The following is a 14231-nucleotide window of genomic DNA, read 5'->3' as shown; positions in this document are numbered from 1 at the left end:
GACCCGATGGCGACGCCCGCTCACGCGCCCGCCGCCCGCCGGATCGCGCTGGTCGACCTGCTGGACCGGCTGCTGGCGGGCGGCGTGGTGCTGGTCGGGAATCTGACGCTGAGCATCGCGGACGTCGATCTGGTCCGCGTGGACCTGCGGGCGCTGATCACCTCCGTGGCCGGGGAGATCGAATGACGGGCGGCACGGGCGGCACGGGCGGCACGGGCGGACGCATCGAGCTGGACCGCGACACGGTCGAACGCGACCTGATGCGGCTGGTCCTGACCGTGATCGAGCTGCTGCGCCAGCTCATGGAACGCCAGGCGCTGCGCCGGGTCGACCATGGCGATCTGACGGAGGACCAGGAGGAGCGGATCGGCCTGACCCTGATGCTGCTGGCGAAGCGCATGGAGGAGCTGTGCGCACGCTACGACCTGACCCCCGAGGACCTGAACCTTGACCTCGGCCCGCTGGGCACCCTGCTGCCGCCTCCCGGCGAGAGGTGAACGACGGCCCGCCCGCCGACCGGCGAACCAGCCGCCGTCAGGCGCCGGCCGCCGCCGTGAGCCGCGCGCCGCGCAGCGGGACGAAACGCAGTGGGGTGCCCGGCACGGCCTGGGCGGCGGCGGCGAGATCGGGCGCCGGCACCACGCCGACGACCGGGTAGCCGCCGGTGGTCGGGTGGTCGGCGAGGAAGACGACCGGGCTGCCGTCCGGCGGCACCTGCACGGCACCGAGCACCATGCCCTCGCTGGGCAGCTCCCCCTCCCGGGCGCGCGCCAGCGGCGGGCCCTCCGTGCGCAGGCCGATCCGGTTGCTCGCGGTCGACACCCGGTACCGGCCGGTGGCCAGGGTGCGCGGGGCGGCCTCGGTGAGCCAGTCGTCGCGCGGTCCGAGCCGCACCCGCAGGACCAGCTCGCGCGGCGGCGCGGGCTGCGGCGCCGCGTCGAGCGGGGGCGGCGGCCCGGTTGGTTCGCCCAGCGGCATCATCACGCCGTCGGCCAGCGGCGGCGGGCCGAGCCCGGAGAGCAGGTCGGTGGCGCGGCTGCCGAGCACCGGCGCGACGGCCACGCCGCCCGCGAGGGCGAGGTAGCCGCGCACTCCCCCGGTGGCCGGCCCGGCCACGAGCACGGCCCCGGCGGGCACCCGCACGGCCGCGCCCCACGGCACGGGCCGCCCGTCGACGGTCACCGCGCACGGTGCGCCGGTCACGGCGGCGGTCACGGCGCGGCACGGCCGCACGGCGCAGCCGGTGAGCGTGGTCTCCAGGGTGGCGGCGTCCGGCGGGTTGCCGACGAGGCGGTTGGCCAGCAGGTGCGCGGGCAGGTCCAGGGCCCCGGAGCGCGGCACCCCGAGGTGGGCGAGACCGGCGCGGCCGAGATCCTGGACGGTGGTCAGGGCGCCCGCCCGGACCACGGCGAACGCGCGGTCGTTCACGACGTCCGCTCCGACGTCCGCTCCGATGGCCGCTCCGGTGCCCGCGCGACGAACCGGACGCGGGTGCCCGGCGTCAGCAGCGCCGCCGGCTCGCGGGCCGGATCCCACAACACCGCGTCCGTGGTGCCGATGAGCTGCCAGCCGCCGGGCGAGGTGCGCGGGTAGACGCCCGTGTACGGGCCGGCCAGGGCGACCGAGCCGGCCGGCACCCGGGTCCTGGGGGTGTCGCGGCGCGGCACGGCGTACCGTTCGTCCAGCCCCGTCAGATACCCGAAGCCGGGGGCGAACCCGCAGAAGGCGACGCGGAACCCGGCCCCGGAGTGCACGCGCGCGACCTCCCTCTCCGGCACGCCCCACAGCGCGGCCACGTCGGCGAGGTCGGGGCCGTCGTAGCGCACCGGGATCTCGACCGTCTCGGTGGCCTGGGCGGCCAGCGGCGGGATCTCCCAGGTCGTCAGGCGCCGGGCCAGGCCGCCGGGGTCGGCCACCCCGTCGAGCAGCACGGTGCGCGCGGCGGGCACGATCTCCCCGACCGGCGGGAGGTCACCGGCCGCCCGGCGCCGCAGCAGCTCGGCGTGGAGGGCCTGGGCTTCCTCGCCGGTCGACAGCTCCACGAGGAGCGCGCGCTCCCCCACGGGCATCAGTCTCACGCGAACCGCTCCAGCCCGATCCCGGCCTTCTCCAGGGCCGCGCGGACCCGCCGGGCGAGGTCCTGGGCCCCGGCGGTGTCCCCATGCAGGCACAGCGAGCGTGCCGCGACGTGGACGCGCGTGCCGTTCTCCGAGGTGACCACGCCGTCCCGGGCGATGCCGACCGAGCGTTCCACCACGGTGTCGGGGTCGGTGACGACCGCGCCGTCCCGGCCGCGCGGCACCAGGGTGCCGGCGTCGGTGTAGGCCCGGTCGGCGAACGCCTCGGCCACCACCGGCAGGCCGGCCCGTGCGGCGGCCTCGTGCAGGCGGGAGCCCGGCAGGCCGAGGACCGGCAGGCGCTGTCCGGCGAGGGCCACGCCCTCGGCCACGGCGGCGGCCTGCGCCTCGTCGCGCACGGTCCGGTTGTAGAGCGCGCCGTGCGGTTTGACGTAGGCCACCCGGGAACCCGCCGCGCGGGCGAAGATCTCCAGGGCGCCGATCTGGTACGCGACCTCGGCGGCCAGCTCGTCGGGCGGGACGTCCATCGAGCGGCGGCCGAACCCGGCGAGGTCGCGGTAGGAGACCTGGGCGCCGATGCTCACGCCCCGCTCGGCCGCCAGCTCGCACACCCGCCGCATGGTGGGCGCGTCACCGGCGTGGTAGCCGCAGGCCACGTTGGCGCTGGTGACGACGGACAGCAGCGCCTCGTCGTCGGTCAGCCGCCAGCGGCCGAAGCCCTCGCCGAGATCGGCGTTGAGGTCGATCGACGCTTCGTGTGTCATCGGCGTCATGCCACCTGGTGTTCCTCGTCCCGTGCGTCGCTGATGAACATATACCCGGCGACGCGGGCGTGCTCGCGAACGGCGGGCGCGGGGGCGTGGAGGGCTCCCACCACCGCCGTCGAACGCGGGACGGCGGCGCCTACGCTCGTAGCATGATCAGACAGGTGCTGGCGACGGTGCGGCTGTGGTTCTCCCCGCGGCGCCTGCGGGCCGAGGGAGCGACGCCGGACTACCGCTTCAGTCTCGCCAACGAACGGACGTTCCTGGCCTGGTTGCGCACCGCGCTGGCGCTGCTGGCGGGCGGGATCGGGGTGGACCAGTTCCTGACGGAGCTGCGCTGGGCGCTGCGCACCACGGTCTCGGTGCTGCTGCTGGCGGGCGGCGCGCTGTGCGCGGTCCGGGCCGTGAACCACTGGGTGCGCTCCGAGCGCGCGATGCGGCGCGGCGAGGACCTGCCGGTGAGCCGCTTCCCGGCGCTGCTGGCGGTGGGCACGGTGATCACCGCCCTGCTGGTGATCGGCGCGGTGCTGCTGGGCTGGGCGGGTTCGTGAGCGACGGCCACCGGGCCACCGGCCCGCAGACGGCACACAACCCCCCACCACCGCCCGATGGCCGGAGAAGCGAACCACACACCACCACGAGCGACGGCCACCGGGCCACCGGCCCGCAGACAGCACACAACCCCCCACCACCGCCCGATGGCCGGAGAAGCGAACCAGACCGCACCACGAGCGGCGCGCGGGCGTGAGCGATCCTCGTGATCCCGGCGTCCAGCCGGAGCGCACGCGGCTCGCGTGGCGGCGTACGACCCTGTCGTTCGCCCTCGTGGTGGTGCTGGCGGCGCGGGGGCTGGTGACCTCGGACGGCGGGCGGGCGGTGGGCAGTGTGGGGGTGGCGCTGGCCGCGCTGCTGTGGGTGAGCTTTCTGGCGCTGGCCCACCGGCGCATCCAGGCGCTCACCACCGGCCGGCCGCCGGGGGCGCCCACGGGCGGCACGGTGCTGGGGGCGGCCGGAGTGGTGGTGGCCGCCGCGCTGGTCGGGATGGTGGTGCTCGCCGTTCCGGACTGACGCCGCGAGGCTACTGACCAGTATGCTGAAGGCATGGCGGAACCGAGGATTTTCACGTCGCCGGAGGAGCTGCGGGCAGCGGTCGGCGAGCGGTTGGGGACCAGCGACTGGCTGGAGATCGATCAGAAGAAGGTCGACCTCTTCGCGGAGGCGACCGGTGATCACCAGTGGATCCACGTCGACCCCGAGCGGGCGGCGGCCGGTCCGTTCGGCACGACCATCGCGCACGGCTATCTGACGCTGGCTCTGCTGCCGGTCTTCGTGCCGCAGGTGGTGCGGGTCGAGGGCGTGCGGATGGCCCTGAACTACGGGGTCAACAAGGTTCGTTTCCCCGCTCCCGTCCCGGTCGGCTCACGGGTGCGGGCGAGCGCCGCGATCGCCGAGGTCACGGACGTGGGCGAGGGGGTGCAGGTCGCGCTGGCGGTGACCGTGGAGCGCGAGGGCGGGTCGAAGCCCGTCTGCGTGGCGGAGAGCGTCACCCGCTACTACTTCTGATCCCGCACGTCGGGGCGGACGCGCGGCGGTGGCGTAGATCCAGGGGTCGTTCATGTGATCACCGTCAATCGGTCATCCTTCGCACGCCACTTGAAGGTGACCGATTGACGGAAAAACAACCCGATAGTGTGATCGCGAGACATGTACGGGGCGCTCCGTGCCTCCATGCGCCCTGTCGCCCCGGCCCGGTGGCGTGAGAACACAGGATCATGACGAACCGGCGCGGCCCGAATTATCAGCTGCGGGCCCTGCTCTCCGAAGCCGGCTGGACCCAGGAGGCCCTGGCCCGGGCGGTCAACGCGCTGGGCACGGAGATCGGCGCCGCCCTGCGGTATGACCGCACCGCTGTCGCGCACTGGCTGGCCGGGACGCAGCCCAGGCACCCCGTGCCGCAGCTCGCCGCCGAGGCGCTGTCCCGGCGGATCGGCAGATCCGTCCCACCCGAGGCGGCCGGATTCCCCTCCTCCGCGCGGGATGCTCCGCCCGTCGACCCCGTCGCGGGTTTCACCGCGCTGTGCCGCGCCGACACGGACACGGCCCGCCGACTGCCCCTGCACCAGCGCCCGTACCGGGTGGCCGACGCCGTGGTGCCGAGCGCGCCGGAGGCGCCCGCGCCCGGCCGGCCGCTGGGTGGGCGCACGGAGAGCACCACGGCCCTGCACGACGCGGTGACGTTCTTCGCGACCTCCATCGACGCGCACGGCGGGCGGCACGCGCGCAGCGCGCTGTCCGCGTACCTGGCCGACGACGTGGCCCCGCTGCTGATCGCCGCCCCGGCGGGGCGGGCGCGCGGCGAGCTGCTGGTCGTGGCGTCGCGGCTGGCGTTCCTGCTGGCCCGGATGTACGAGGACGGGCTGCTGCACGGCGTCGCCCAGCGGTATTACACCTACGCGCACCGGCTGGCCGGGGAGTCGGGCGACCGCACCTCGTGGAGCGTGGTGGTGCGGGCGATGAGCGCGCAGGCCCAGCGCCTGGGCCACCTGCCGTCGGCGCTCCAGCTCGCGGAGGCCGCCCACCGGGCCGCGCGCGGCGCGCCGTCCGCCCACCAGGCGTACGTCCAGGCCCAGCTCGCCGTCGTGCTCGGGATGACCGGCGACCGGCGGGGCGCGCTGGCCGCCACGGCGCGCGCCGAGCGGGCGGTGGAGCGCGCGACGAGCGCGGCGGCGCCGTTCGACAGCTACCCGCCGGCCGCGCTGCACTTCCAGACCTCGGCCGTGCTGGAGGCGCTGGGCGATCTGCCGGGCGCGCTGGCCGCCCTGCGGCGGGCGGCGGGCGAACGGGCTCCCTCGGACGTGCGGGGCCGCGCCCTGACGCAGGCGAGGCTCGGCCAGCTCCTGCTGCGGACCGGGCACCTGGACGAGGCGTGCGCGGCGTGGGAGGCGTTTCTCACGGCGCGGGAGCGGTTGCGTTCGGGCGACGCGGAGCGCGCGCTACGCGACATGCGCCAGGCGCTTCAGCCCTACCGGAACCGCAAGCGGGTGGCGGAGCTGCTGGCGCGGACGGCCCGGACGGCCCACGGTCGTTGACTTCACTCCGGCACATTCCTATGGTCGAACAAATGAATGGTTCGGCGGCGGGAGTGCACGATGGGCGCGGACGAGACGGACGACGCACCGGTTTACGCACCGGTCTACTCACCGGGCTTCGGCAACGAGCACAGCAGCGAGGCCCTGCCCGGGGCGCTCCCCCAGGGGCGGAACTCCCCGCAGCGCGCCCCCCTCGGCCTGTACGCCGAGCAGCTCAGCGGCACCGCGTTCACCGAGCCGCGCGCCCGCAACCGCCGATCCTGGCTGTACCGGATCAGGCCCTCGGCCGTCCACCCGCCCTTCCGCCGCGTCCCCGACGGGGCGGTGCGCTCGGCGCCGTTCACGGAGACCGAGCCCGACCCCAACCGGATGCGCTGGGGCCCGCTGCCCGCGCCCCCGCCCGGCACCGACTTCGTGGCCGGCCTGTGGACCGTGGGCGGCAACGGGGACGCGCGCCGGCGCACCGGCATGGCCATCCACCTCTACCACGCCAACTCCCCCATGACCGATCGGGTGTTCGGTGACTCCGACGGCGAGCTGCTGATCGTCCCCCGGCACGGCGCGCTGCTGCTGCGCACCGAGTTCGGCCCGCTGCGCGCCGCCCCCGGCCACGTCGCGCTGATCCCGCGCGGCGTGCGGTTCCGGGCCGAGCTGCCGGACGGCGAGGCGGCCGGGTATGTCTGCGAGAACTACGGAGCCCCCTTCACGCTGCCCGAGCTGGGCCCCATCGGCGCCAACGGCCTCGCCAACCCACGGGACTTCCTCGCCCCGACCGCCGCCTACGAGGACGCCGACCGCCCGGTCCAGGTCATCAACAAGTTCTGCGGCGGTCTCTGGGCCGCCGACTACGACCACTCCCCGCTGGATGTCGTCGCCTGGCACGGGACCCACGTGCCGTACCTCTACGACCTGCGCCGGTTCAACGTGCTGGGCTCCATCAGCTACGACCACCCGGACCCGTCGGTCTTCACCGTACTGACCGCGCCCGCCGCCGACTTCGTGGTCTTCGCGCCGCGCTGGCTGGTCGGCGAGGACACCTTCCGGCCGCCGTACTTCCACCGCAATGTGATGAGCGAGTACATGGGCCTGATCGAGGGCGCCTACGACGCGAAGGCCGAGGGCTTCGTGCCCGGCGGCGGCTCGCTGCACAACATGATGTCCGCGCACGGGCCCGACCGGGAGACCTTCGAGCGCGCGAGCACCGCCGAGCTGCGTCCCCAACGGGTCGATGACGGGCTGGCGTTCATGTTCGAGACGGGCTGGCCGGTGCTCCTGACCGCACAGGCGTCGGCCGGCGGACACCGGCAGCACGGATACGACAAGGTGTGGGAGGGTCTGATCAGGAACTTCCCTTCATAACATCGTCGACCCGGAGCCACCGCTGTGACCGTCTTCGCCCCCGACTCGCTTGAGCTGAACCGGAAACTGCCGCTGTGGTACCAGGTGTCCCAGTCGCTGCGCGCCTCGATCCTCGGCCGCTCCCCGGAAGCACCGCTGCGGCTGCCCACCGAAGAACGGCTCGCCGAGCACTACGGGGTGAGCGTGCTCACCATGCGACAGGCCCTCAAGGAGCTGGAGTTGGAGGGCCTGATCACCCGCTTCCGCCGCCGGGGCACGTTCATCGAGCCGAAGGCCCGGCCCGGCGCCCCGGTTCGGCTGCTGGGCTCGGTGGACACCATCGTGGCCCAGCAGTCGGGCGAGACGACCACGCTGCTCGACCACGGCCCGGTGGCGGTGCCGCCCGAGCTGGCCGAGCACTTCCCGGGGCTGGGCGAGGTGGTCAGCTTCCGCCGGCTGCGCCATGACCGGGCCTCCGGCGAGCCGGTCAACTGGGCGGAGAACCTGGTCCATCCCGAGATCGCCGACCGCGTCGACCCGGCGGCGCTGGAGCGCTGGCCGATGACGAAGGTGCTGCGCGACATAGCCGGGGTGACGGTGAGCCGGATCGCCAACACCGTGCAGGCGCGGCTGGCCGACCCGCCGACCGCGCAGCTTCTCCGGGTGCCGCTGCTGAGTCCGATCCTGCACATCACCGGCGTCGAGTACGACGAGCGGGGGCGGGCCGTGGACATCGCGCGCATCCACTACCGCGGCGACCGGTTCTCCTTCGCGGTGACGATGGACGCCTCCGCCGAGCCCGAGTGACCCCCACGCGCGGCGAGGCCGCCGGTCCCGTCCGGCGGCCCGCGTCACGTCAGCCGCGCCCGCCGAGCAGCGTCCGCCGCAGCCGCCGAAGGGGCGTGAACAGCCGCACCCGCGCGCCACGGGCCTTACGGGCACCGGTGGTGTCGCGCTTCGTCAGCTCGCGCATCAACAGCGTGGCCTCCTCGGCCTCGCGCTGCGGCACGGCCGGGCCGGAGAGCACGCTCAGGTGACGGTCGAGGCGCGTGCTGCTCGCGCTGCTCCCGCAGTTGATGGCAGGGACCCGTGGCGGCCTGCCCCGCACTGTTATCTGCTCCATGACTCTCCCACCCGTACAACGACACCCGGTCCGGGCAGGGTAACCCTAACTCCCCTCAAGGACGCATGGGTATCCCGGTCCCATGATTCACCTTTCCCCGCAACGAGGTTGACGCACACCACGGCCGCATGCCCATCCGAAACCCTGTGCGCGACGGGCGCGCGTGCCGGATCATTGACCGCATGCGTCCCGAGAACCCTTCCACCCCCAAGGAGGAATCCCCGATCCGGTTCACCGTGACCGAGGCCGATTCCCCGGCCGACGCCATCGACATCCTGCTGCTCACCGACTTCGCCTCGGGAGCACTGCCGTTCGCCCAGGGGCGGCGCCTCCAGCGGGTCAAGAAGCACCACACCCTGCTGCCCGAGGGCGCCGGCATCCGGCGGATGACGACCGACACCGACACCGAGACGGTGCTCGCCGCCGGTGACGGCTGGGCGCTGCGGGCCCGCCGATGGCGCTACGGCGCGCATGTGACGGTGATCGCGGAGAGCGACGCGCTCGCCCAGCAGATCCTGAAGCAGGCCGTCGACGACGCCGAGGAGGAGCCGGAGACCGAGCCGACCAGCGTCACGATGGGCTTCTGGCACTTCTCCCCCGGCGGCCGGGGCCCGGTGCGCACCACGCGCAAGATATCCGCCGACCCCTGGCCGGACGTCCGCGCCGGGTACTCGGCGCCGGTGGCCGGGGCGATGGAACGCCTGCTGGCCCTCACCCCGGAGGACGTCTCCGGCCGCCTGCTCCTCCTGCACGGCCCGCCCGGCACCGGCAAGACGTCCGCGCTGCGCACCCTGGCGCTGGCCTGGCGGGAGTGGTGCCAGGTGGACTGCGTGCTGGACCCGGAACGGCTGTTCAACGATGTCGGCTATCTGATGGACGTCGCCATCGGCAAGGAGGACGAGCAGGAGCAGTGGCGGCTGTTGCTGCTGGAGGACTGCGACGAGCTGATCAGGAGCGGCGCCAAGGACGTGGCGGGACAGGCCCTGTCCCGGCTGCTGAACCTGACGGACGGGCTGCTCGGGCAGGGCCGCCGGGTCCTCGTCGGCATCACCACCAACGAGGACCTGGAGCGGCTGCACCCGGCCGTCGTGCGGCCGGGGCGCTGCCTGGCGCGGATCGAGGTGGGGCCGCTGACCCGCGCCGAGGCCACCGCCTGGCTGGGCACCGAGGAGGGCATCGGCCGCGACGGCGCGACGCTGGCCGAGCTGTACGCGCTGAAGCGCGGCACGGGCCCCACGGGAGCGCCCGCCCCCCGGAACCCGGAGGCCGGGCTCTACCTGTAGGGGCGGCGTTACCGGGCGCGCCCGCGCGGCTTCAGCGGCAGCGCGGGCAGTTCGGGGGCGAGCAGCCGGTCGCCGTCGTAGCCGCGCACCTCGCCGAAGCGGTCCCCGGCGTTCCACGCCGCACGGGCGGCGGTGATCTCGTCCCCGGCGCGGGCCACGAAGTTCCACCACATGATGATCTTCTCGTCGAACGGCACCCCGCCCAGCAGCATGAACGCCGCGTCCGTGTCGGCGCGGACCGGGAGCTCGCGCCGGCCGCCGCCGAGGTAGAGCAGTGAGCCGACGGGAAGCGGAACGCCGTCCACCACGGCCTCGCCGGACATGGCGAGCGCGGCGTACTCGAACCCCTCCTCCACCGGCAGCCGGGCGTCGGTGCCGGCGGCGACGGTCACGTCCGCGCCGACCAGCGGGGTGTACGTGGTGCCGGGCGAGGTGGCGCCGTCGAGGGAGCCGAGGATGACGGTGGCGCGCAGGCCGTTGCCCCCGGCGATCTCGGGGAGCACCGGGTGGTGCTCGAAGGCCGGGGCGGTGTCCCGGTGTTCGCCGGGCAGCGCGACCCAGAGCTGGGTGCCGTGCAGGACGGGCGCGTTGGTGTGCGGACGCGGGGACTCCTCGGAGTGGGCGATGGCCCGGCCCGAGGTCATGAGGCCCAGCTCGCGCGGGCGGACCAGTTGGCGGCTGCCGACGCTGTCCCGGTGCAGCACCTCGCCCGCGTGCAGCCAGCTCACGGTCTGGAGGCCGATGTGCGGGTGGGGCGGGACCTGCATGCCCGGCTCGTCGGCGATGTCGTCGGGGCCGTAGTTGTCGACGAAGCACCAGGCGCCGACCATGCGGCGGCCGAGCGTGGGCAGCAGTCGGCGCACGAGCGTGCTCGCGCCCAGCGTCACGTCACGGCCCTTGATCAGGTCGCGGACGGGCCCGGTGTGGCCGGCGCCGCCACACTCGGTGGCGGCCGGCTTCACGTCAAGGTTGCTCATGTCACCGATCCTGCCTCATTCGCGCCGCCAGCTTTCCGTGTCCATGGCAAAGACGTGCGGAGCGTCGGCGCCGTCACCGCCGCCGCTGGTGCGAAACGGCTCGCCGCCGTCGTCCACGCGCACGGTACCCCGCTCGCCGCCGACGCTCCAGGCCAGCTCGATGTACCAGGCGCAGTCGCAGGTTCCGGCGTCGGCCTCGACGCGCAGGACGAGCGGGTCGTCGGCGGTGACGGCGAACGGGAGGGTGGGCGCAACCAGTTCGGTGGAGGTCACGCCGTCGTACCCCTCCTTGGGGCGGGCGACCGGCCGGTCCGCGTCGAGGTCGACGGTGAAGGCGGCGGGCGTGAGGGCGCCGCCGCAGCCGGGGGACATGTCGAAAACCGGCCAGTCGAGCGGGGCGCGGCGCTCGGTGACGCGGATGTGGACGGCCTCGACCACGACCGGCCCGGCGACGGGACGGGTGGGCCTGACGGTGGTCTCGACGATGGTGGAGCTCTCGTGCACCGCGCCGAGCCGCCGCGCCCAGGGCGCGGCGTCCTGGGCGACGGGCGGCGCCGGAACGTCCCCCGGGTCACCGTCGACCAGGTACCGGTGGCCGCACCCCTCCTCCCACACCTGCGAGTCGGCCGTCCACGTCAACGGCGCCACGTCCTCGTCGACGTCGGGCGGCTGATCGGCGGCCCCGTCGGAGGTCACGGCGTTCACCGCGAGGACCACGAGGACCAACGACGCCGCGACCGCGACCCCGCCCGACCACCACCGTCGCCGCCGCCCTCCCGGCTGCCCCGCCGCCTTCGACGCGGACCGGCGGCCGGAGCCCGCCCCAGGGAACCCGGGCTCGTCGGCCGAGCCGGGTCCCGGCCCGGCGACGCCCGGCGACTGCGCCCCCGGTCCGGTACCGGACCGGCGTCCGGGGCCCGGCTCGGGGCCCGGCTCGGGGCCGGGCGCGGGCTCATGTCCCGAGCCCGGCCCGTCCCACGGCCCGTCCCACGACCCGTCCCACGACCCGTCCCGCGTCTCCGGATCGGTCACCCGAACGCCCGGCTCGGACCGGAACGCCGGCTCGGGCCTCGGCTCCGGCTCCGGCTCCCCCGCCGTTCCAGGACCCCGAAGCCCCCCTCCCGCCCCGGAGGCAGCCGCGGCCGGTCCCCGGCCCGGCCCGGTCGCGGGGCGGGTCGCGTCGGCGCGCAGCCACAGGCGGTGCAGGGCCAGCAGCTCGTCCCGGTCCGCGCCGCACAGCCGGGCGAGGCGTTCCACGGGCGCGTAATCCGCCGGGACCACCGCACCCGAGCAGTACCGGTGCAGCGTCGAGGTGCCCATGTGCAGCCGTCCGGCGAGCACGCCGAAGCTCAGCCCGGAACGCTCCTTCAACTCCCGCAGCCGCTCGGCGAAGTCCTCCGCCGGCGCTTTCCCCGTCATCCGTCCGCCCCGTTCCCCCGGTTTCCCGTCCCTGTCCCCGTCCCTGTCCCGCGTTCCAGGGATACCGCATCGTCCCACGTCAGACTAGCCGTGAGCGTTCCCGCGTCCCGGATCGGCGCGGAACCGTTGCCTCCCCTCCGCCTCCGTCCGCAGGCTCGGCACCAGAACGCATCCGCACCGAGTCCCACTGGGGGATCACCATGAGCTTCTCCGTCTTCGGCCGCCGTTCGGCCGTGGCCGTCGCCATCACCGCCGCCTGCGCGCTGGCCGTCCCGGCCGTGGAGGCCGCGCAAGCGGCCCCGGCGCCGGAGCGGGTCCGTACGGCGGCGTTCCTCAGCCCGGCGCAGATGCCGCCGCACGAGACCGGCTGGGTCGCCGACGCCCCGGCGGCGGGTCTGCCGGAGTGGCCGGTTCCGTGCGTCGCGGAGGAGCTGCCGGCCGAGGGGGCGTGGTACCGGCTGTACCGCACCGAGTACGACACCAACGGCCTCCAGGTCATCGTCGAGACGGGCGACGAGGACGAGGCGGCGGAGCTGACCGCCGCGCTGGGCGAGGCGGCGGCGGACTGCGCGGCGGACTGGCTGCGGGTGAACCCGGGGGCGACCGCGGCGTGGGACGACTACGGCCGGGTGACCGCGCGGGGGACGGACGGCGCCCACCTCTACGGCGTGCACACCGCGCCGCCGGAGTCGGGCAAGGACGTGCGCCTGTTCGGTATCGGCCGGGACGGCACCCGGGTCGTGGTCGTCGAATGGGCGCAGCTGGGCGACCTGACGGACGCTCCGGTGGCCGACTTCCGTACGACGACGCGCGGCGCGCTGGGCAGGCTCGGCCGCTGAGACGGGCCGTCCGATCGTCCGGTTCCCGCCCTTACGGGGGTGAGCGGAAGCCGGGCGATCGTTCCATGTACACGTTTACATCATCCGTTTCAGCCCCACTGACCTGGGAGTTCACTGTCAAGATGGTCAACTGGCGTACCAATTCAGTGAGATCCCAAGATCTTTTCATGTAAACGATTGCATTACCTCCGGGATCGGCAGTACGTTCGGCGCACTGCCGTGATCGGAGGGTTATGGCCGCCAGCATCATTGACGTCGCCCGGCGCGCGGAGGTCTCGACCGCGACCGTCTCGCGTGCTCTGCGCGGGCTGCCGAACGTCTCCGAGGCGACCCGGGAACGGGTGCTGCGCGCCGCGGAGGAGCTGCAGTACTCGATCTCCCCGCACGCCTCCTCCCTCGCCTCCGGCCGGACCGGAACGGTGGGCGTCGTCCTGCCGTTCGTCAACCGGTGGTTCTACAGCCAGGTCGTCGCCGGCATCGATTCGGTGCTGCGCGCCAACGACCACGATCTCCTGCTGTACAACCTCGGCGATGAGCGTGTGCACGAGCGTTTCTTCGCGCGCATGCCCTTACGTCGCCGCGTGGACGCGCTGATCGTGCTCAACCTGCCGCTCTCGGCGGCGGAGTGCGAGGCGCTGGTGTCGATGGAAGTGCCGGTCGCCGTGCTCGGCACCCGCATACCCGGCTGCTGGCACGTCTCCATCGACAACGCGGAGGGGGCGAGCACGGCAGTCCGCCACCTCATCAACCTCGGGCACCGGCGTATCGGGATGATCACCGGTGCCCTCGGCGACCCACGGGGCTTCACGACGCCCATCGTCCGGCAGCATGCCTACCGCACCGTTCTGGCGCAGGCGGGCATCCCGTACGACCCCGACCTCGAAGCCCCGGGATACTTCGGCATCGAGGAGGGCGCGTCCGCCATGGCGCAGCTCCTCAGCCTCCCCGACCCACCGACCGCGGTGTTCGCGGAGTCGGATCAGATGGCCTTCGGCGCGCTGCGCACGCTGAACCGGATGGGACTCCGGGCACCCGGCGACGTCTCGGTGATCGGCTTCGACAATCACGAGACGGCCGAGCTGCTCGACCTGACGACCATCGCCCAACCAGTAGCCCACCAGGGGGAGTTGCTGGCTCGCCAGATTCTGGACGCACTGTCCGGGGCGAGCGAGGAGCCCACCCGGGTGGTGGTGCCCACACGCCTGGTCGTGCGGGGCACCACCGGCGCGGCCCGCGTCGCGCGATCGCCACACCGACACCCCTCACCCCGGCCGGGACCTGAACCGGACCAGCACGACCGCACTACTGCGCGGTGAGCCGC

Annotated in this window: 17 protein-coding genes; 11 read left to right on the top strand and 6 right to left on the bottom strand. The window is 74.2% G+C overall.

Annotation, left to right across the window (positions count from 1 at the left end; all coding sequences use genetic code 11):
• Positions 1–6 precede the first annotated feature (6 nt).
• Both OIE51_RS23750 and OIE51_RS23745 read left to right on the top strand, forming a co-directional pair.
• Complete coding sequence (locus OIE51_RS23750) at positions 7–186, top strand: gas vesicle protein (protein WP_326600771.1); 180 nt, start codon at positions 7–9, stop codon at positions 184–186.
• A complete protein-coding gene (locus OIE51_RS23745) occupies positions 183–497 on the top strand; it encodes a gas vesicle protein K (protein ID WP_326599821.1) in 315 nt (104 codons plus the stop codon). Before OIE51_RS23750 ends, OIE51_RS23745 begins: the two co-directional genes overlap by 4 nt.
• A gap of 37 nt (positions 498–534) precedes the next feature.
• Here OIE51_RS23745 and OIE51_RS23740 read toward each other — a convergent pair whose 3' ends face one another.
• The 3 genes from OIE51_RS23740 to OIE51_RS23730 are packed head-to-tail and all read right to left on the bottom strand — an operon-like array spanning position 535 to position 2842.
• On the bottom strand, positions 535–1428 hold the full coding sequence (locus OIE51_RS23740; RefSeq protein ID WP_326599820.1) for a biotin-dependent carboxyltransferase family protein: 894 nt from the start codon (positions 1426–1428) through the stop codon (positions 535–537).
• Positions 1425–2078, bottom strand: a complete 654-nt coding sequence (locus tag OIE51_RS23735; protein ID WP_326599819.1) for a 5-oxoprolinase subunit B family protein — start codon at positions 2076–2078, stop codon at positions 1425–1427. The genes OIE51_RS23740 and OIE51_RS23735 overlap by 4 nt, the downstream gene beginning before the upstream one ends.
• Positions 2075–2842, bottom strand: a complete 768-nt coding sequence (locus OIE51_RS23730) for a LamB/YcsF family protein (RefSeq protein WP_326599818.1) — start codon at positions 2840–2842, stop codon at positions 2075–2077. Before OIE51_RS23730 ends, OIE51_RS23735 begins: the two co-directional genes overlap by 4 nt.
• 152 nt (positions 2843–2994) lie before the next feature.
• Here OIE51_RS23730 and OIE51_RS23725 point away from each other — a divergent pair, with 152 nt between their 5' ends.
• From OIE51_RS23725 to OIE51_RS23700, 6 genes are all read left to right on the top strand, one after another.
• Positions 2995–3393 (top strand): YidH family protein, encoded by a 399-nt coding sequence (locus OIE51_RS23725; RefSeq protein ID WP_326599817.1) that lies wholly within the window; start codon positions 2995–2997, stop codon positions 3391–3393.
• 193 nt (positions 3394–3586) lie between these two features.
• On the top strand, positions 3587–3910 hold the full coding sequence (locus OIE51_RS23720; RefSeq protein WP_326599816.1) for a DUF202 domain-containing protein: 324 nt from the start codon (positions 3587–3589) through the stop codon (positions 3908–3910).
• A gap of 33 nt (positions 3911–3943) precedes the next feature.
• On the top strand, positions 3944–4405 hold the full coding sequence (locus OIE51_RS23715) for a MaoC family dehydratase (RefSeq protein ID WP_326599815.1): 462 nt from the start codon (positions 3944–3946) through the stop codon (positions 4403–4405).
• A 209-nt stretch (positions 4406–4614) separates the two neighbouring features.
• Entirely contained in the window at positions 4615–5931 is a 1317-nt protein-coding gene (locus OIE51_RS23710; RefSeq protein ID WP_326599814.1) for a hypothetical protein, read from the top strand.
• A gap of 60 nt (positions 5932–5991) precedes the next feature.
• The gene (gene hmgA, locus OIE51_RS23705) at positions 5992–7290 is read left to right on the top strand and encodes a homogentisate 1,2-dioxygenase (protein WP_326599813.1); all 1299 of its coding nucleotides are present in this window, start codon (positions 5992–5994) and stop codon (positions 7288–7290) included.
• Between the two features lie 24 nt (positions 7291–7314).
• Positions 7315–8076, top strand: coding sequence for a GntR family transcriptional regulator (locus OIE51_RS23700; protein WP_326599812.1), 762 nt, complete (start codon positions 7315–7317; stop codon positions 8074–8076).
• Between the two features lie 49 nt (positions 8077–8125).
• Here OIE51_RS23700 and OIE51_RS23695 read toward each other — a convergent pair whose 3' ends face one another.
• Positions 8126–8392, bottom strand: a complete 267-nt coding sequence (locus tag OIE51_RS23695) for a hypothetical protein (RefSeq protein WP_326599811.1) — start codon at positions 8390–8392, stop codon at positions 8126–8128.
• A 182-nt stretch (positions 8393–8574) separates the two neighbouring features.
• Here OIE51_RS23695 and OIE51_RS23690 point away from each other — a divergent pair, with 182 nt between their 5' ends.
• Positions 8575–9675 carry a DUF5925 domain-containing protein gene (locus OIE51_RS23690; protein ID WP_326599810.1) on the top strand — a complete coding sequence of 367 codons (1101 nt, stop codon included), beginning with the start codon at positions 8575–8577 and terminating at the stop codon, positions 9673–9675.
• Positions 9676–9683: 8 nt separating this feature from the next.
• Here OIE51_RS23690 and OIE51_RS23685 read toward each other — a convergent pair whose 3' ends face one another.
• Positions 9684–10652, bottom strand: a complete 969-nt coding sequence (locus tag OIE51_RS23685; protein WP_326599809.1) for a pirin family protein — start codon at positions 10650–10652, stop codon at positions 9684–9686.
• Positions 10653–10667: 15 nt separating this feature from the next.
• Positions 10668–12071 carry a transcriptional regulator gene (locus tag OIE51_RS23680; protein ID WP_326599808.1) on the bottom strand — a complete coding sequence of 468 codons (1404 nt, stop codon included), beginning with the start codon at positions 12069–12071 and terminating at the stop codon, positions 10668–10670.
• 200 nt (positions 12072–12271) lie between these two features.
• On the opposite strand from OIE51_RS23680, the gene OIE51_RS23675 reads away from it, so the two are divergent.
• On the top strand, positions 12272–12910 hold the full coding sequence (locus OIE51_RS23675) for a hypothetical protein (RefSeq protein ID WP_326599807.1): 639 nt from the start codon (positions 12272–12274) through the stop codon (positions 12908–12910).
• A 233-nt stretch (positions 12911–13143) separates the two neighbouring features.
• Positions 13144–14226, top strand: a complete 1083-nt coding sequence (locus OIE51_RS23670; protein WP_326599806.1) for a LacI family DNA-binding transcriptional regulator — start codon at positions 13144–13146, stop codon at positions 14224–14226.
• The last annotated feature ends 5 nt before the right edge of the window (positions 14227–14231 follow it).

The organism is Streptomyces sp. NBC_01803, from assembly GCF_035917415.1.
Taxonomy (GTDB): Bacteria; Actinomycetota; Actinomycetes; order Streptomycetales; family Streptomycetaceae; genus Streptomyces.
The sequence above is the reverse complement of the archived record's forward strand: the minus strand, read 5'-3'. Positions and strand labels throughout refer to the sequence as shown.